The sequence below is a fragment of the Citrobacter sp. Cy070 genome, assembly GCF_030332245.1.
Lineage (GTDB): Bacteria > Pseudomonadota > Gammaproteobacteria > Enterobacterales > Enterobacteriaceae > Citrobacter > Citrobacter youngae.
Map to the genome: position 1 here is coordinate 282087 of NZ_JAOWIG010000091.1, position 17043 is coordinate 299129.

The window sequence follows — 17043 nt, forward strand, 5'->3', positions numbered from 1 at the left end:
TCAATAAAATACCCCTTTTTAACTGGAGCGGCACGATGTCTTTATTGAAGAGCGCGCACGGCGGTAATACCCGAGAAGCCGCCGCATTGTTGGGCATCCCGCCTGAGCAATTGCTGGATTTTAGCGCGAATATTAACCCGCTGGGTATGCCCGCAACCTTAAAATGCGCGCTTATCGACAATCTGGACAGGGCTGAATGCTACCCGGACGTTGACTACACCCAGTTGCATGCGGCGCTGGCGCAGCATCACCAGATACCTGTTTCGTGGATCCTCGCGGGGAATGGCGAAACAGAATCTATCTTCACCCTGGTTAATGGGCTCAAGCCGCGTCATGCGATGATTGTTGCCCCTGGATTTGCTGAATACCGCCGGGCGCTGGAATGGGGAGAATGTGCGATCCATGAATTTGCGCTGCGCGAGGAGGATGGCTGGCAGCTCACCGCCACGATCCTTGATGTGTTAACGCCAGAGCTGGACTGCCTTTTTCTCTGTACGCCCAACAACCCTACAGGGCTATTGCCCGATGGTCATCTGCTTGCTGCGATAGCAACGCGCTGCGCTGAATTGGGGATTACCTTGATTCTGGATGAAGCCTTTATCGATTTTATTGCCGGGGAGGAAGGTTTTATTCCGCGGCTACAAGAGAATCCGCACATTTGGGTTCTTCGCTCGCTGACCAAGTTCTATGCGATACCGGGGTTGCGACTGGGTTATCTGGTCAATAGCGATGAACAGGCCGTGGCACGGATGCGCAGCCGACAAATGCCGTGGTCAATTAACGCATTTGCCGCGCTGGCGGGAGAGATGATTCTTAGCGATAGCGCCTACCAGCAGGCGACGTGGCAATGGCTGGCACAGGAAGGACAGCGATTTGATCAACAATTGCAAACACTGCCCGGCCTGACAGTCTATCCCGGTCGGGCTAACTATCGGCTGTTACGCTGCGATCGACCGGATATCGATTTGCAAAAATCACTGCTGGAACAACATGTTTTGATCCGCAGTTGTGCCAATTACCCTGGCCTGGACGCGCGTTATTACCGGGTTGCTGTTCGCAGTAAGGACGAAAATGACCGCCTGTTGGCGGCATTAAACAACACGCTTAGCGGTACAAACCCTGCTGGTTGATATAGTCGAGCACGGCGCGTGGCAGTAAGTCGTCGCACGGCTCGCCTTTTTCCAGGCGTTCGCGGATAAGCGTGGCGGAGATATTGAACCACGGCGTTTCGGCAAGGTAAATCTTACCTGCCGGCAGGTTATGCAGATCATCTGCCGTATGGGTCAGATGATTTTCCAGCCACTGCTGGTGCTGTTCCTGTGCCATTTCGAGCGGGTAACCCGGGCGTCGACACACGATAAGATGGGTGTTGTCCAGAATCGTGTCGTAGTCATGCCAGGAAGGAAAGGTCAGCAGTGAATCCTGACCAATAATGAATGCCAGCGGTGCATCCGGGCCTTGTTCCACACGCCACTCTTGCAGCGTTTGCGCGGTGTACGAGGCGGTATCGCGTTTTAGCTCGCGTTCATCCAGTGAAAACAAAGGTTTGTCGGCAATGGCCAGCTCAAGCATATGTTTACGCTGGGCGCTGGAGGCTTCCGGTTGCGCACGATGTGGTGGCACGTTATTGGGCATGACAATGACCCGAGAGAGGCCAATCAGATTAGCCAGAATTTCAACGGGTTTCAGATGACCATAATGCACCGGATCAAAGGTGCCGCCGAACAGAGCCTGCAATGATTTCATATCAACCATCAATAAAAACATCTGCCAGTGATTTATGGCAAAGCAACAGGGAAAGTCCCTCAAGCTCTGCCCACACTGACTGACCATAGTCTTGTTTAAGCGTAATTTCCGTACGTGTTAACAGCGTGACCGCCTGACGTAACTGCGTGGGAGTCAGTCGGTTTAACGCTTCTCCCATCATGCCACGGCGATTTTGCCATACCCGATGTTTGTCAAACAATGCCCGTAATGGGGTATGGGCCGACTGCCGTTTCAGGTTCACCAGCAGTAATAATTCCCGCTGCAGAGTACGTAACAAAATAACGGGTTCACTGCCTTCAAGACGGAGCTGTTGCAGAATATGCAGCGCGCGTTTGCTTTTGCCCATCAGCAGCGCGTCCACCCAGTGAAACGGGGTAAAGTGCGCGGCATCGTTAACGGCTTGCTCCACACGAGGCAATGTTAATTTACCGTCAGGCCAAAGTAGCGACAACCGCTCCAGCGCCTGCGCTAACGCTAGCAGATTGCCTTCGTAGCAATAGCATAAGAGTTGGTTGGCGGCGTCATCCAACTGCAGATTATGATGTTTCGCCCTTGCGGCTACCCAACGCGGAAGCTGTGCCTGTTCAGGTGTCTGGCAACTGACCAGTACCGCGTTATTCGCCAGTCCGGTATACCATGCGGCGTTTTCCTGGGCTTTGGTCAGCTTGTTACCACGAACAATAAGCAGCAGATCGTCATGTAGCAGTGTGACGAGCGAGGCAAGTTGTTCGTTAATGGCGGCATTGGGGCCATTTTCTGGCAGTTGCAGGAGTAACGTTTGACGGCTGGCAAACAGGCTCATCGCCTGGCAGAGTGAAAAAATTTCCCCCCAGTCGGTGCTGTTGTCCAGGGTGAAAGCGTGGTGTTCTTCGAACCCTTGCGTTGCGGCAGCCTGGCGGATGGCATCCTGGCTTTCCTGCAATAAGAGGGGATCGTTACCTAAGAGTAAATACGCCGCGCGCAGCCCTTCATTGAGCTGTGCGCGGAGTTGTTCAGGGTACAACTTGAGCATCAGTTACCCAGCGTGGTGGAAACACGCGCCGGAGAGGAGGACGCTGGCGCTGCAGTTTTCACTGCAGGCTCGACGTCATCGCCGGATGACTGAACATCAGCAATATGTACGCTTGGCAGTTTACGAATCAACTGCTCGGCCGCCTTGTCGTACATCTCTTTAACGATCATCTCCTGCTCGTTATCCTTCGCCAGTGCCGCTTGCGGGTTGTCGAAGAATGAACGATAGACTTTAGCGCTGATCGGGTAAATATCATGGCCCGGGATCAGGACTGAAGCACTCACGGACATCACCATCTGGTATTCAGCGGTTTGACCGTTCTGGAACACGGAGGCGGTATCCTGCGAAATGCTGACCGCGCCAAGGCGTAAGGACGGAACGTCTTTGCGCGTTGAGCTGTCTTCCAGCAGTGTAACGCCATTCAAACGCAACTGATTACGCACCGCCCGGCTTAACGGGCCGTTCGGATCACCCGTGACCAGAATCATGGTTTTCATCGTGGGGGGAACCTGCGTAGTACTACGCAGATGCCAGCCACACCCGGCGGTGACCAGCACCGCCAGAGATAACAACAATGTTGTCAGAAATCGCACGCTTCCTCCCGCGCTTAGCCAACGACCAGATTGAGGAGTTTACCCGGTACATAAATCACTTTACGTACGGTAACGCCATCAAGATATTTTGCCACCAGAGGCTCCTGGCCAGCACGTTCACGAACCTGCTCTTCAGTGGCGTTTACCGGAACGGTGATTTTGCCACGTACTTTGCCGTTTACCTGAACCACAACCAGCGTTGAGTCTTCAACCATTGCGGCGTCATCAGCTACCGGCCACGGCGCATTGTCGATATCGCCTTCGCCTTTCAGCGCCTGCCACAGGGTGAAGCAAACGTGTGGGGTGAACGGGTTGAGCATGCGTACAACGGCCAGCAGCGCTTCCTGCATCAGGGCACGGTCCTGCTCGTCTTCCTGCGGTGCTTTCGCCAGCTTGTTCATCAGTTCCATAATCGCCGCAATTGCGGTGTTAAAGGTCTGACGGCGACCGATATCATCAGTCACTTTAGCAATGGTTTTGTGCACGTCGCGACGCAGCGCTTTTTGATCTTCCGTCAGTGCAGCAACGTTCAGCGCCGGAGCATCACCCTGTGAAGTGTGCTCATAAACCAGTTTCCAGACACGCTTCAGGAAGCGGTTTGCCCCTTCTACGCCGGATTCCTGCCATTCCAGTGTCATATCAGCCGGAGAGGCGAACATCATGAACAGACGCACGGTGTCCGCGCCGTAACGTTCAACCATGACCTGCGGGTCGATACCGTTATTTTTCGACTTGGACATTTTGCTCATGCCGGTATACACCAGTTCATGGCCTTCAGCATCCTTCGCCTTAACGATACGACCTTTTTCGTCGCGCTCAACGATGGCGTCAACCGGAGAAACCCAGTTGCGTTCGCCGTTTGCGCCAACGTAGTAGAACGCATCGGCCAGCACCATTCCCTGACACAGCAGCTGTTTAGCCGGTTCGTCAGAGTTGACCATGCCCGCGTCGCGCATCAGTTTGTGGAAGAAGCGGAAGTAGAGCAGGTGCATGATGGCGTGTTCAATACCGCCAATGTAGATATCAACCGGCAGCCAGTAGTTTGCCGCTTCTGGGTCCAGCATGCCTTCGTTGTACTGCGGGCAGGTGTAGCGCGCGTAGTACCAGGAGGACTCCATAAAGGTATCGAAGGTGTCGGTTTCACGCAGGGCAGGCATACCGTTAACGGTGGTTTTCGCCCACTCCGGATCGGCTTTGATCGGGCTGGTGATACCGTCCATGACGACATCTTCTGGCAGAATTACCGGCAGTTGATCTTCTGGTGTCGGCAGTACGGTACCGTCTTCCAGCGTCACCATCGGAATTGGCGCGCCCCAGTAACGCTGACGGGAAACACCCCAGTCGCGCAGACGGTAGTTAACTTTACGCTCACCGACACCCAGAGCGACCAGCTTGTCGGCAATGGCGTTGAACGCGTCTTCGAAGGCCAGGCCGTCAAACTCACCGGAGTTAAACAGCACGCCTTTTTCGGTCAGTGCCTGCTCGGACAAATCCGGCTCTGCGCCTTCAGAAGTCAGAATTACCGGCTTGATGGACAGGCCATACTTGGTGGCAAATTCGTAGTCGCGCTGATCGTGACCCGGAACGGCCATCACCGCACCGGTGCCGTATTCCATCAGGACGAAGTTTGCCGCCCAAACCGGGATTTCTTCGCCAGTCAGCGGATGAACCGCTTTAAAGCCGGTATCGACGCCTTTTTTCTCCATGGTCGCCATTTCGGCTTCAGCAACCTTGGTGTTACGGCATTCGTCAATGAAGGCAGCCAGTTCCGGGTTATTTGCCGCCGCTTTTTGCGCCAGCGGGTGACCTGCGGCAACGGCCAGGTAGGTCGCACCCATAAAGGTATCCGGACGGGTGGTGTAGACGGTCAGCGTGTTGTCGTAACCGTTCACGTTGAAGGTGATTTCTACACCTTCAGAACGGCCAATCCAGTTACGCTGCATGGTTTTAACAGTATCAGGCCAGTGATCCAGGTTATCCAGATCACGCAGCAGTTCGTCAGCGTAAGCGGTGATTTTGATGAACCACTGTGGGATCTCTTTACGCTCAACTTTGGTATCGCAGCGCCAGCAGCAGCCGTCAATAACCTGTTCGTTCGCCAGTACGGTCTGGTCGTTCGGGCACCAGTTCACCGCAGAGGTTTTCTTGTATACCAGACCTTTTTTGTACAGTTCGGTGAAGAACTTCTGTTCCCAGCGGTAATATTCCGGGGTGCAGGTCGCCAGCTCACGGCTCCAGTCGTAACCAAAGCCCAGCATTTTGAGCTGGTTTTTCATGTACGCGATGTTGTCGTACGTCCACGGTGCTGGCGCGGTATTGTTTTTTACCGCCGCACCTTCCGCAGGTAGGCCGAACGCATCCCAGCCAATGGGCTGCAGTACGTTTTTGCCCAGCATGCGCTGGTAGCGGGCGATCACGTCACCGATGGTGTAGTTACGTACGTGGCCCATGTGTAGTCGACCAGAAGGATAGGGAAGCATAGACAGGCAGTAATACTTCTCTTTGCTCTCGTCTTCGGTAACTTCAAATGTGCGCTTCTCATCCCAGTGAAGCTGTACTTTGGATTCTATCTCTTCCGGGCGGTATTGCTCTTGCATGGCAGCCAGTGGTCCTGTTTTCAATACAGCTACAAACGTAGCTCTAGATGTGGTGTTTCAGATCCGCATAGCATAGCCCAAACGCCCGCGTCAAAACAGCCTTTCGCGCATTCAGCGTTGAATTCCCGCAAGGATAATTCTGACACGAATTTACACACTCTGTGGACAGTCTTGCAAAGCGTAGCGTAAATAACGTCTATTATTATAGACAGTTAACGACCCAGGAGGCGAAGCGATGAACAAGGTTGCTCAATATTACCGTGAACTGGTGACGTCACTTAGTGAACGTCTGCGCAATGGCGAACGCGATATTGATGCGCTGGTGGAGCAGGCACGTCAGCGAGTTATGCAGACCGGGGAGTTAACGCGAACCGAGGTGGAAGAACTTACTAGGGCCGTCAGACGCGACCTCGAAGAGTTTGCGCTCAGTTATGAAGAGAGCCTTGATGAGGAGACTGACAGCGTCTTTATGCGGGTCATCAAGGAAAGTATCTGGCAGGAACTGGCCGATATTACCGATAAAACGCAGCTCGAATGGCGCGAAGTGTTCCAGGATCTGAGCCATCACGGGGTTTATCACAGCGGTGAAGTGGTTGGGCTGGGCAATCTTGTGTGCGAGAAGTGCCACTTCCACTTAGCCGTTTACACACCGGATGTGCTGCCGCTGTGCCCGAAATGTGGTCATGATCAGTTCCAGCGTCGACCGTTTGAGCCGTGATTTTTTGCCGGATGGCATTTGCCATCCGGTAATTCATCAGGCGTAAAACTTCAGCCGTTCGGCCAGCAGATCGACAAATCCTTCGCGATCCACATCCACCATCACCGTGGCGTTGGGTTTATTTCCGCTGAGGAAAAAGTAATCCACCACCGTCATGCCTTGCGTGTATTTGCCCTGAGTTTCCACACCAACCCAGCGATCAACGGTGGTAAACAGTTCCGGTTTCAGCAGCCAGGCAATAGTGCAGGGGTCGTGCAGCGGCGCGCCGATGAATCCCCATTTTTCGTCTTTGTGATATTCAAAGAAGAAGTCGAGGAGTTCAGCAACGATCGTTGAAACAGGATTGCCAATAGCGCGGAACCGTTCGGTATCTTCGCGATGTATTTGCGCTTTATGCGTGACGTCCAGACCCGCCATCACCACCGGAATGCCCGACTGGAATACGATTTCAGCGGCTTCAGGATCCACGAAAATGTTGAACTCAGCGGCGGGCGTCCAGTTTCCGAGACCCATCGCACCACCCATTATCACGATACGGGCGATTTTAGCGTGCAGTTCAGGATGGCTATTCAGTAGCAATGCCACGTTGGTTTGCGGCCCGGTGGAGACAATGGTCACTGGCTCTGGGCTGTCACGCAGGGTTTTCGCCATCAGTTCCACAGCGGTACAGGCCTGTGGCGCAAAGGCGGGTTCCGGGAGCGCCGGGCCATCTAACCCACTCTCGCCGTGGACGTTATCGGCAATAATCAGATCGCGCATCAGCGGTTTCACAGCGCCACCGGCGACGGGAATATCACTACGATTGAGCAGTGTTAGCATGCGTAATACGTTACGCAGCGTTTTGTCGGGCGTCTGGTTCCCGGCTGACGAGGTTACCGCTTTCACATCCAGTTCAGGTGAGGCGAGGGCGAGAACAATTGCGATAGCGTCGTCATGACCTGGATCGCAATCAAACAGGATCGGAAGTGCCATTGTTGCTCCTTGTAAGTGGGACTCTGTGACAAGGTTAACGCTGGGCTGTATCTGTTTCGAGAAGTGAAGAGGTAAATCGTGAGGTGGCGCGCACATGGCGATGCGCGCCAGCAAGATTAGTGCAGGATTTTCGCGAGGAAGTCTTTGGCGCGGTCCGATTTCGGATTTGCGAAGAACTCTTCTTTCGGTGAGTCTTCAACAATTTTCCCTTCATCCATGAAGATCACCCGGTTCGCCACTTTACGCGCAAAGCCCATTTCGTGGGTTACCACCATCATGGTCATCCCTTCATTGGCCAGTTCAACCATAACGTCCAGTACTTCGTTGATCATTTCAGGATCAAGCGCCGATGTCGGTTCGTCAAACAGCATGGCGATAGGATCCATACACAGCGCCCGGGCGATAGCGACACGCTGTTGCTGGCCCCCGGATAGCTGGGCCGGGAACTTCTCGGCATGTGCTGACAGACCAACGCGTTCCAGTAACTTTTGCGCTTTGTCGCGGGCCGGCTTTTTATCGCGCTTAAGCACTTTTACCTGCGCCAGAGTCAGGTTCTCAATGATCGACAGATGCGGGAACAGTTCAAAGTGCTGGAACACCATACCAACACGAGAGCGCAGTTTGGCCAGATCGGTTTTTTTATCATTTACCACGGTGCCATCAACGGTGATGACGCCCTGTTGCACTGGCTCCAGGCCGTTTACCGTCTTGATAAGCGTTGATTTACCGGAGCCTGACGGGCCACAGACAACCACCACCTCACCTTTTTTCACTTCCGTGGAGCAGTCGGTCAGCACCTGAAAGTGACCATACCATTTAGAAACATTTTTCAGGGTAATCATTAAACTGTCCTTTTCTTCAAATAGCTGACCAACAACGATGCGCTCAGACTGAATACAAAATAAACGGCGCCAGCAAACAGGATCATTTCAACCTGCGTGCCGTCACGCTCACCAATGGTGGAGGCGGTACGGAAGAAATCTGCCAGACTCAATACATAGACCAGCGAGGTATCCTGGAACAGTACGATGCCCTGGGTAAGCAGCAGCGGCACCATTGCGCGGAATGCCTGTGGCAGAATGATCAGCTTCATCGACTGCCAGTGGGTCATCCCCAGCGCCAACGCGGCGCTGGACTGCCCACGAGAAATACTCTGGATACCGGCACGGATAATTTCGGAATAGTACGCGGCTTCAAACATCGAAAACGCCACCATCGCCGAGATCAGGCGAATATCGGTTTTTGGCGACAGGCCCAGCACGTTTTGCAGGAAGCCGGGCACAATCAGGTAGAACCACAGCAGCACCATTACCAGCGGAATAGAGCGGAATACGTTGACGTAGCCCTTCGCAAACCAGGCAATCGGCGCAAAGCTCGACAGTCGCATGACGGCAAGGATGGTCCCCCAGACGATACCAATGACGACCGCTGTAACGGTGATTTTCAACGTGATGATCAATCCGTCCAGCAGATACGGCAGGGAAGGGACGATAGAACTCCAGTCAAATTCGTACATTATTTGCCTCCCAAATTGCCAGGCAGGCGGATTTTGCGTTCGACGAGATTCATCACCAGCATGATGACGGCGTTAATCAGGACGTAGGCCAGCGTGATGGCGGTAAACGATTCCCATGCGTGGGCGGAGTAATCCAGCAGCTTGCCCGCCTGCGCCGCCATATCCACCAGACCGATGGTGGAGGCGATTGCGGAGTTCTTCACCAGGTTCATCATCTCTGAGGTCATTGGCGGAACAATCACGCGATAAGCGTTTGGCAGCAGGACGTAGCGATAGGCTTGCGGCAGCGTCAGGCCCATCGCCAGCGCGGCGTTTTTCTGCCCGCGAGGCAGGGACTGAATCGCGGCACGAACCTGCTCACAGACGCGCGCGGCGGTAAACAGCCCCAGACAAAGCATGGATGAGAGGAAGAACTGAATGTTGGGATCCAGTTCTGACTTGAACCACATGCCAATGTTTTCCGGCAGCAGTTCAGGAATGACCAGATACCAGGTAAAGAACTGGACGATGAGTGGAACGTTACGAAACAACTCAACGTACAGCGTGCCGATCCCGGAAAGGAAACGATTTGGTACGGTACGTAAAATGCCGAATAAAGAGCCTATGAGGAAAGCGATAATCCAGGCGGTGATAGATAACGCGACCGTGACCTGGAAACCACTCCAGAGCCAGCCGAGATAGGTGGTGTTGCCGAACGGGGCCTGTTGTAAAAAAATACCCCAGTTCCAGTCTATAGACATAAATCTACTCCAGAAAAAAAAGGGTAGCAGCGCTACCCTCGAAGATTGTTATTCGGCGTTTTGCGGTTTTCAGGCCTGATGGGGAACGACCATCAGGCTTATAGTCTGTCCGTGCCAAGTAACAATCGAGAGGGCAAGGTGAACTCGCCCCATTTATTTTAGTTAGTTAAGCGCTTTATCATTCGGTGATTTGAACAGAGCCTTCATTTCGTCTGACAGTTCGAAATTCATGTTCAGGTTCTTCGGTGGAATTGGATTTTTAAACCACTTATCAAACCATTTCTCAGCTTCGCCTGAGGTCTGAGCCTGGGCAATGGTGTCATCCATCAGCTTTTTGAACTCAGGGTCATCTTTGCGCAGCATACAGCCGTAGGCTTCCTGAGATTGCGGCTTGCCGACAATCTCCCAGTTATCCGGTTTCTTCGCTTTCGCGCGTTCGCCAGCCAGCAGGGCGTCATCCATCATAAAGGCAACGGCGCGGCCGCTTTCCAGAGTACGGAAAGAGTCACCGTGGTCTTTCGCGCTGATGATGCGCATATCCATTTTTTGTTCTTCGTTCAGCTTGTGCAGCAGGACTTCTGAGGTGGTACCTGAAGTCACGACCACGGCTTTGCCTTTCAGGTCAGCGAAATCTTTGACGTCACCGCCTTTTTTCGCCAGCAGACGGGTGCCGACAACGAAAATAGTGTCAGAGAAGGCTGCTTGTTTCTGGCGCTCAACGTTGTTGGTGGTGGAACCACATTCAAAGTCGAAGGTACCGTTTTGCAGCAGCGGAATACGGTTCTGAGAGGTAATTGGGATCAGTTTCACCTGCAGGTCAGGCTTGTTCAGCTTTTTCTTCACCGCTTCAACAATTGCGTTGGAGTAATCCTGTGAATAGCCGACCACTTTTTGCTGATTATCGTAGTAAGAAAACGGTACCGAGGATTCACGGTGCCCGACGACGATTACGCCATTTTTAGCGATCTTATCCAGCGTGCTGCCTGCCGCTGGTGCTGCGTCTTCTGCGTGCGCCAGACCAGCGGACATTCCCATGACCAGCATGGCTGTGGCGAGCTTACGTAATTGCATATCCAACTCCTTTATCGTCTGCGCCGGTGACGCATTGATACCCATTGTGATGTTGTTATTGTTTGCTACTTAAACGTGCAGTCTTGTATATGTTTGTTAACATTTAGTTTGGATGAATGTAAAGAATTTGCTGTGTTATTGTTTATTTTTGCGAAGTGCGCCGCACCATTTGGGGGCAAAAATATCCTGTTGCACTTTTCGGGTGCTACCTTCGCTCAACTTTGGTGCGACCAGGTTGCACATTCAGCCAAAACAGCGTTTGCCTTGTAGAACAAAGCAATAGACGTGCCAGAATGAGATGTGGGAAATGTTTATGGGCCGGATAAGCAAAGCGTTATCCGGCCGGGGAGGGGAGGTTACTTACGACGTTGACGCAGGCTCATGACCACCGCACCAAAGCCAAACAGTGCGGTCAGCAGCCACAGCGGCCAGTTACCGGTACGAGCATAAGGGGTTAAGCCCGTGGTCGGCGTAACGCTGGTGGTCAGAACCTGACGGGTAAACTGCGGGATCATCGCCTGAATTTCACCCTGCGGGCCAATCACCGCGGTAATACCGTTATTGGTGCTACGCAGCAGCGGGCGTGCCAGCTCCAGAGAACGCATCCGCGCCATCTGGAAGTGCTGCCACGGACCAATGGACTTACCGAACCAGGCATCGTTGGAGATAGTCAGCAGGTAGTCAGTATCCGGACGGAAGTTATCCCGAACCTGTTCGCCAAGAATGATTTCGTAGCAGATGGCAGCCGTCAGCTTAAAGCCGTGCGCATGCAGCTGTGGCTGTACATAAGGTCCACGGCTGAACGAAGACATTGGCAGGTCAAAGAACGGCGCTAACGGGCGTAGGATCGATTCCAGCGGGACAAACTCACCAAATGGGACAAGGTGATTTTTGTTATAGCGATTGGTCGAGTCATAACTGTACGGACTGTCTTTACCCAACGTGATGATGGTGTTGTAGGTGTCGTAACGATTCTGTTTGTTCAGGCGAGCATCTACAATCCCGGTAATCAGCGTGCTGTTTTTCGATTTCAGCAGGTCATCCATCATGCTCAGAAAACGCTGCTGGTTAATTTCCAGATCCGGAATAGCAGATTCTGGCCAGATGATGAGCTGTGATTTACCCATCTCGGGCTGGGTGGCGTCGAGATAAATTTTCAGAGTGTTGAGTAACTGACCTTCATCCCATTTGAGCGACTGTGGAATGTCGCCCTGCACCATCGACACCTGCGTGGTTTTTTCCGGCTCCAGCGTATACCACTGGATATAGCGTAGCGGGAAGGGCAGCGCGAAAAGTATCACGGCCACGACCAGCGGACGCCAGTTACGGCTGACTAACGCCAGCACCAGCAGGCCGCTAACCATCATCAGCAGGAAGTTGATTGCCTCTACGCCCATTACCGGTGCAAGCCCTTTTAGCGGGCCATCAATTTGGCTGTAACCAAACTGCAGCCATGGGAAGCCGGTCAGGACCCAGCCGCGCAGGAATTCAGTTATCTGCCAGATAACCGGCGCGGCAATCGCTACCCGAATCCAACTGGTTTTCGGCCACAGACGCGACAGAATGCCAGCAAACAGACCGGTGTAGAGGGAAAGGTAGGCGGCAAGCAGAACCACGAGAAAAACGTTTACCGGCCCCGGCATGCCGCCAAATTGCGCGATGCTGACGTAGACCCAGTTGATGCCTGAACCAAACAGGCCCATTCCCCAGAAATAGCCAATGGCAGCAGACTGGAGAGGACGGCGGTTGAGGGTAAGAGCCTGCAGACCCATCAGCGAAATAATCGCGGCGGGCCAGATGTCATACGGAGAGAACGCCAGCGTCCCGCAGGCACCGAATAATAACGCCAGCAGCAGGCGCATGCGCTGGCGTTCAATTAATGGGGCAAATGCCATGTAGTCTATGATCCAGTTTCGGGTTTATTCGTCCAGTTTGGGCTGGGGTGAGTCGTCCGGAATTCTGACATGAACCTGAATAATACGACGGCTGTCAGCCATCGCCACTTTGAACTGGTAACCATCAATGTCGATGGTCTCACCGCGAGCGGGTAAATGACCAAAGGCCTGCATAACCAGCCCGCCAATGGTATCGACTTCTTCGTCGCTAAAGTGGGTCCCGAAAGCTTCGTTGAAGTCTTCAATCGACGCCAGCGCGCGAATAGTCCAGGTGTGGCGACTGAGCTGACGGAAATCAATATCGTCTTCTTCGTCGTACTCATCTTCAATTTCACCGACAATCAGTTCAAGGATGTCTTCAATGGTCACCAGACCTGAGACACCGCCAAACTCGTCGATGACGATAGCCATATGATAACGCTGGGAGCGGAACTCTTTCAGCATGCGGTCAACCCGCTTACTTTCAGGTACGACAACCGCCTGGCGTAACACTTTCTCCATGCTGAAGGCTTCGGCATCGCTGCGCATAAAGGGCAGCAGATCCTTGGCCATCAGAATCCCTTCAATGTGATCTTTGTCTTCGCTGATCACCGGAAAACGCGAGTGGGCAGACTCGATGATCACATCGAGACATTCGTCCAGGGTCTGGTTGCGTTTCAGGGTAATCATCTGAGAGCGAGGGATCATAATGTCGCGTACGCGTTGGTCCGCAATATCCATCACCCCTTCGAGCATATCGCGCGTATCTTCATCGATAAGGTCGTTTTGCCCGGAATCACGGATCAGCTCCAACAGTTCGTCGCGGTTTTTCGGTTCACCGTGGAAAAGTTGGCTCAGTAACAGGGAAAAAAATCCCTTTTTGCTGTTTAAGGTGTCACTACTGTGTGAATTGTCGTCGCTCATGGCGTCGTATGGGTTCTCATGTTAGTTAACAGGTCGCTCAATGCGCGTAAACTCAGCGCACGGCTTTATGGGAAGCCCGGGCAGATGCCCGACGGCTTATTCCTTCTCGGCAATGTACGGATCCTCATAGCCCAGAGCAAGCATAATCTCTGTTTCGAGGGATTCCATCTCTTCCGCTTCATCGTCTTCGATATGGTCGTAGCCGAGCAAATGCAGGCTACCATGCACCACCATGTGCGCCCAGTGGGCTTCAAGCGGCTTACCTTGTTCCTGCGCTTCTTTCTCAACGACCTGACGGCAGATGATCAAATCACCCAGCAGCGGCATCTCAATGCCTGGCGGGGCTTCAAACGGGAAAGAGAGTACGTTGGTTGATTTATCTTTCCCGCGATAGGTCAGGTTCAGCTCGTGGCTTTCAGCATCGTCGACCAACCGAATCGTTACCTCTGACTCTTCCTGAAACTGCGGGATCACGGCATCCAGCCATCTCTGAAACTGACTTTCTGGTGGTAAGCCGGATTCGTTTTCGCATGCCAGCTGTAAATCGAGAATAACCTGACTCATTTTTGTTCCTGCTCCTGAGCTTCGCGCTTGCGTTCTGCCGCCAGCTCGGCTTTGCGTTTTTGTTCTGCTTCTTCCCAGGCTTCATACGCCGTGACGATACGGGCAACCACCGGATGGCGAACCACGTCTTCGCTATGGAAGAAATTAAAACTAATTTCGTCGACTTCAGCCAGCACTTCAATGGCATGACGCAGACCGGACTTGGTGCTGCGCGGCAGGTCAATCTGGGTGATATCGCCGGTGATAACCGCTTTGGAGTTAAAGCCGATACGAGTCAGGAACATTTTCATCTGTTCGATGGTGGTGTTCTGGCTCTCATCAAGAATGATAAACGCATCGTTTAACGTACGGCCACGCATATAGGCCAGCGGCGCAACTTCAATGACGTTACGTTCAATCAGCTTTTCAACCTTCTCAAAACCGAGCATTTCGAACAGCGCGTCATACAGCGGTCGTAAATAGGGATCGACTTTCTGGCTCAGATCGCCTGGCAGGAAACCGAGTTTTTCACCGGCTTCAACCGCTGGACGGGTTAGCAGAATACGGCGGATCTCCTGGCGCTCTAGTGCATCGACCGCGGCGGCAACCGCAAGATACGTTTTACCGGTACCTGCCGGGCCAACGCCGAAGGTGATGTCATGGTCGAGGATATTCGCAATGTACTGTGCCTGATTCGGCGTGCGCGGTTTAATCACTCCGCGCTTAGTTTTGATATTCACCGCTTTGCCAAATTCCGGCACGCTGTCTGCGCTTTGCTCAAGCACACGCGCTTCTTTAATCGCAAGGTGAATTTGTTCTGGCTCGATGTCCTGTGTCTGGCCGCGCATTGGGGCCGTATCGACATACAGGCTGCGTAAAATATCTGCCGCAGCGGTGACACAAATTGGACGACCAGTCAGTTTGAAGTGGTTATCGCGGCGGTTAATTTCGATGCCGAGACGACGCTCCAGTTGTTTTATGTTGTCATCAAATGGCCCGCAAAGGCTCAACAGGCGGGCGTTGTCTGCGGGTTCAAGGATAATTTCGCGAGTGTCTATGTTCAAACTGTTCCTCTTATGCATGTCTCGCCGGACGCTGAACATTTACCGGCATCTAAGGAAATTATTCACGCCATGGGGGAAAGGCGCAAGCATTGCAATAAATATGGGGGTGCCAGGGCAAATTACAAGGCCCGCCGGAGCAGCGAGCCAGGAAGTGTAGGCCCGATAAGCGTGGCGCCATCGGGCATTGTTTGCGTTTTTCAGCAGGATTAAGGCTGATAAGTACCCACGCCCAGATCGTTTTCTTTGCGGGTACGCGCAATGACCGACTCAGGGGATTCTGCGATGCGCAGGCCCATTTCGTCTTCGGTACGCACCACTTTGCCGCGCAGGGAGTTGGTCCAGACATCGGTAATTTCAACATCAACAAACTTACCGACCATATCCGGGGTACCTTCAAAGTTCACCACGCGGTTATTTTCGGTACGCCCTGACAGTTCCATCACGCTTTTCCGTGACGTACCTTCGACAAGAATGCGCTGGGTCGTGCCGACCATACGACGGCTCCAGGCCATGGCTTGCTGGTTAATACGCTCCTGCAGGATGTATAAACGCTGTTTTTTCTCTTCTTCCGGTACGTCGTCAACCATATCGGCAGCAGGGGTGCCAGGACGCGCAGAGAAGATAAAGCTGTAGCTCATGTCGAAATTGACATCAGCGATCAGCTTCATGGTCTGCTCGAAGTCCTGGGTGGTTTCACCCGGGAAGCCGACGATGAAGTCGGAGCTAATCTGGATATCCGGACGTGCTGCGCGCAGTTTACGGATGATTGCTTTGTATTCCAGCGCGGTATGGGTACGACCCATCAGGTTCAGTACACGATCCGAACCACTCTGTACCGGCAGGTGCAGGAAGCTCACCAGCTCTGGCGTATCGCGATAAACTTCAACGATATCATCGGTGAATTCGATCGGATGGCTAGTGGTAAAACGGATACGGTCAATGCCGTCGATCGCTGCGACCAGACGCAGCAGATCGGCGAACGAGCCGGTGGTGCCGTCGTAGTTTTCACCGCGCCAGGCGTTGACGTTTTGCCCCAACAGGTTTACTTCACGCACGCCTTGGGCTGCAAGCTGGGCGATTTCAAACAGAATATCATCCGCCGGACGGCTGACTTCCTCACCGCGGGTGTAGGGCACCACGCAGTAAGTACAATATTTATTGCAACCTTCCATGATGGACACAAATGCGCTTGGCCCTTCAGCACGCGGTTCCGGCAGGCGGTCGAACTTTTCGATCTCCGGGAAACTGATATCAACCACCGGGCTACGGGTGGTGCTTCCACGCACTTTGTTGATCATTTCCGGCAGGCGATGCAGGGTTTGCGGCCCAAAAATAATATCGACGTAATGCGCGCGTTGGCGAATATGATCGCCTTCCTGAGACGCAACACAGCCACCAACACCAATGATGAGCTTGGGATTCTTCTCTTTTAACAGCTTCCAGCGACCTAATTGATGGAAGACTTTTTCCTGAGCCTTCTCGCGGATTGAGCAGGTATTCAGCAGCAGCACATCCGCTTCTTCCGCCACGTCGGTCAGTTGATACCCGTGAGTGGCATCCAGCAGATCGGCCATCTTCGATGAATCGTATTCGTTCATCTGACAGCCCCAGGTTTTAATATGGAGTTTTTTGGTCATCGACTTGCTCTTGCG

Annotated in this window: 16 protein-coding genes; 2 read left to right on the forward strand and 14 right to left on the reverse strand. The window is 53.2% G+C overall.

Features of this window, described 5'->3' with window-relative positions; genetic code table 11:
• The first annotated feature begins 35 nt into the window (after nucleotides 1–35).
• Nucleotides 36–1130, forward strand: coding sequence for a threonine-phosphate decarboxylase CobD (cobD, locus tag OGY19_RS23215; RefSeq protein ID WP_048212296.1), 1095 nt, complete (start codon nucleotides 36–38; stop codon nucleotides 1128–1130).
• Here cobD and nadD read toward each other — a convergent pair.
• From nadD to leuS, 4 genes are read right to left on the reverse strand one after another with little or no spacing between them, the layout of a single operon-like run.
• Complete coding sequence (gene nadD, locus OGY19_RS23220) at nucleotides 1105–1746, reverse strand: nicotinate-nucleotide adenylyltransferase (RefSeq protein ID WP_086523834.1); 642 nt, start codon at nucleotides 1744–1746, stop codon at nucleotides 1105–1107. The genes cobD and nadD overlap by 26 nt on opposite strands.
• 1 nt (nucleotide 1747) lies before the next feature.
• Entirely contained in the window at nucleotides 1748–2779 is a 1032-nt protein-coding gene (gene holA / locus OGY19_RS23225; RefSeq protein WP_115600775.1) for a DNA polymerase III subunit delta, read from the reverse strand.
• Nucleotides 2779–3372, reverse strand: a complete 594-nt coding sequence (gene lptE, locus OGY19_RS23230) for an LPS assembly lipoprotein LptE (RefSeq protein ID WP_048212293.1) — start codon at nucleotides 3370–3372, stop codon at nucleotides 2779–2781. Before lptE ends, holA begins: the two co-directional genes overlap by 1 nt.
• A 14-nt stretch (nucleotides 3373–3386) precedes the next feature.
• The gene (gene leuS, locus OGY19_RS23235; RefSeq protein ID WP_086523620.1) at nucleotides 3387–5969 is read right to left on the reverse strand and encodes a leucine--tRNA ligase; all 2583 of its coding nucleotides are present in this window, start codon (nucleotides 5967–5969) and stop codon (nucleotides 3387–3389) included.
• A 235-nt stretch (nucleotides 5970–6204) separates the two neighbouring features.
• Here leuS and OGY19_RS23240 point away from each other — a divergent pair, with 235 nt between their 5' ends.
• Complete coding sequence (locus OGY19_RS23240) at nucleotides 6205–6687, forward strand: zinc ribbon-containing protein (RefSeq protein ID WP_005121423.1); 483 nt, start codon at nucleotides 6205–6207, stop codon at nucleotides 6685–6687.
• 36 nt (nucleotides 6688–6723) lie between these two features.
• Here OGY19_RS23240 and rihA read toward each other — a convergent pair whose 3' ends face one another.
• From rihA to miaB, 10 genes are all read right to left on the reverse strand, one after another.
• The gene (gene rihA / locus OGY19_RS23245; protein ID WP_115600774.1) at nucleotides 6724–7659 is read right to left on the reverse strand and encodes a pyrimidine-specific ribonucleoside hydrolase RihA; all 936 of its coding nucleotides are present in this window, start codon (nucleotides 7657–7659) and stop codon (nucleotides 6724–6726) included.
• Nucleotides 7660–7775: 116 nt separating this feature from the next.
• Nucleotides 7776–8501, reverse strand: coding sequence for a glutamate/aspartate ABC transporter ATP-binding protein GltL (gene gltL / locus OGY19_RS23250; RefSeq protein WP_003022754.1), 726 nt, complete (start codon nucleotides 8499–8501; stop codon nucleotides 7776–7778).
• Nucleotides 8501–9175: a glutamate/aspartate ABC transporter permease GltK gene (gene gltK, locus OGY19_RS23255; RefSeq protein ID WP_003022757.1), complete on the reverse strand. Its 675-nt coding sequence runs from the start codon at nucleotides 9173–9175 to the stop codon at nucleotides 8501–8503. Before gltK ends, gltL begins: the two co-directional genes overlap by 1 nt.
• Complete coding sequence (gene gltJ, locus OGY19_RS23260) at nucleotides 9175–9915, reverse strand: glutamate/aspartate ABC transporter permease GltJ (protein WP_003022759.1); 741 nt, start codon at nucleotides 9913–9915, stop codon at nucleotides 9175–9177. Before gltJ ends, gltK begins: the two co-directional genes overlap by 1 nt.
• Nucleotides 9916–10077: 162 nt before the next feature.
• A complete protein-coding gene (gene gltI / locus OGY19_RS23265) occupies nucleotides 10078–10986 on the reverse strand; it encodes a glutamate/aspartate ABC transporter substrate-binding protein GltI (protein WP_048212290.1) in 909 nt (302 codons plus the stop codon).
• Between the two features lie 356 nt (nucleotides 10987–11342).
• Entirely contained in the window at nucleotides 11343–12881 is a 1539-nt protein-coding gene (gene lnt, locus OGY19_RS23270; RefSeq protein ID WP_061067517.1) for an apolipoprotein N-acyltransferase, read from the reverse strand.
• Nucleotides 12882–12905: 24 nt separating this feature from the next.
• Nucleotides 12906–13784: a CNNM family magnesium/cobalt transport protein CorC gene (corC, locus tag OGY19_RS23275; protein WP_003847383.1), complete on the reverse strand. Its 879-nt coding sequence runs from the start codon at nucleotides 13782–13784 to the stop codon at nucleotides 12906–12908.
• Between the two features lie 96 nt (nucleotides 13785–13880).
• Nucleotides 13881–14348, reverse strand: a complete 468-nt coding sequence (gene ybeY / locus OGY19_RS23280) for an rRNA maturation RNase YbeY (RefSeq protein ID WP_048212287.1) — start codon at nucleotides 14346–14348, stop codon at nucleotides 13881–13883.
• Nucleotides 14345–15391 carry a PhoH family protein gene (locus OGY19_RS23285; RefSeq protein WP_048212286.1) on the reverse strand — a complete coding sequence of 349 codons (1047 nt, stop codon included), beginning with the start codon at nucleotides 15389–15391 and terminating at the stop codon, nucleotides 14345–14347. The genes ybeY and OGY19_RS23285 overlap by 4 nt, the downstream gene beginning before the upstream one ends.
• 206 nt (nucleotides 15392–15597) lie before the next feature.
• Nucleotides 15598–17028, reverse strand: coding sequence for a tRNA (N6-isopentenyl adenosine(37)-C2)-methylthiotransferase MiaB (miaB, locus tag OGY19_RS23290; protein ID WP_005121416.1), 1431 nt, complete (start codon nucleotides 17026–17028; stop codon nucleotides 15598–15600).
• Nucleotides 17029–17043: the final 15 nt, after the last annotated feature.

Bases quoted from the DNA above. Each gene is read 5' to 3' on its own strand.
- gltJ (WP_003022759.1), bottom strand. From the start codon at position 9,915: ATGTCTATAGACTGGAACTGGGGTATTTTTTTACAACAGGCCCCGTTC.
- gltI (WP_048212290.1), bottom strand. From the start codon at position 10,986: ATGCAATTACGTAAGCTCGCCACAGCCATGCTGGTCATGGGAATGTCC.
- rihA (WP_115600774.1), bottom strand. From the start codon at position 7,659: ATGGCACTTCCGATCCTGTTTGATTGCGATCCAGGTCATGACGACGCT.
- lnt (WP_061067517.1), bottom strand. From the start codon at position 12,881: ATGGCATTTGCCCCATTAATTGAACGCCAGCGCATGCGCCTGCTGCTG.
- OGY19_RS23240 (WP_005121423.1), top strand. From the start codon at position 6,205: ATGAACAAGGTTGCTCAATATTACCGTGAACTGGTGACGTCACTTAGT.
- leuS (WP_086523620.1), bottom strand. From the start codon at position 5,969: ATGCAAGAGCAATACCGCCCGGAAGAGATAGAATCCAAAGTACAGCTT.
- nadD (WP_086523834.1), bottom strand. From the start codon at position 1,746: ATGAAATCATTGCAGGCTCTGTTCGGCGGCACCTTTGATCCGGTGCAT.
- gltL (WP_003022754.1), bottom strand. From the start codon at position 8,501: ATGATTACCCTGAAAAATGTTTCTAAATGGTATGGTCACTTTCAGGTG.
- miaB (WP_005121416.1), bottom strand. From the start codon at position 17,028: ATGACCAAAAAACTCCATATTAAAACCTGGGGCTGTCAGATGAACGAA.
- corC (WP_003847383.1), bottom strand. From the start codon at position 13,784: ATGAGCGACGACAATTCACACAGTAGTGACACCTTAAACAGCAAAAAG.
- cobD (WP_048212296.1), top strand. From the start codon at position 36: ATGTCTTTATTGAAGAGCGCGCACGGCGGTAATACCCGAGAAGCCGCC.
- gltK (WP_003022757.1), bottom strand. From the start codon at position 9,175: ATGTACGAATTTGACTGGAGTTCTATCGTCCCTTCCCTGCCGTATCTG.
- ybeY (WP_048212287.1), bottom strand. From the start codon at position 14,348: ATGAGTCAGGTTATTCTCGATTTACAGCTGGCATGCGAAAACGAATCC.
- holA (WP_115600775.1), bottom strand. From the start codon at position 2,779: ATGCTCAAGTTGTACCCTGAACAACTCCGCGCACAGCTCAATGAAGGG.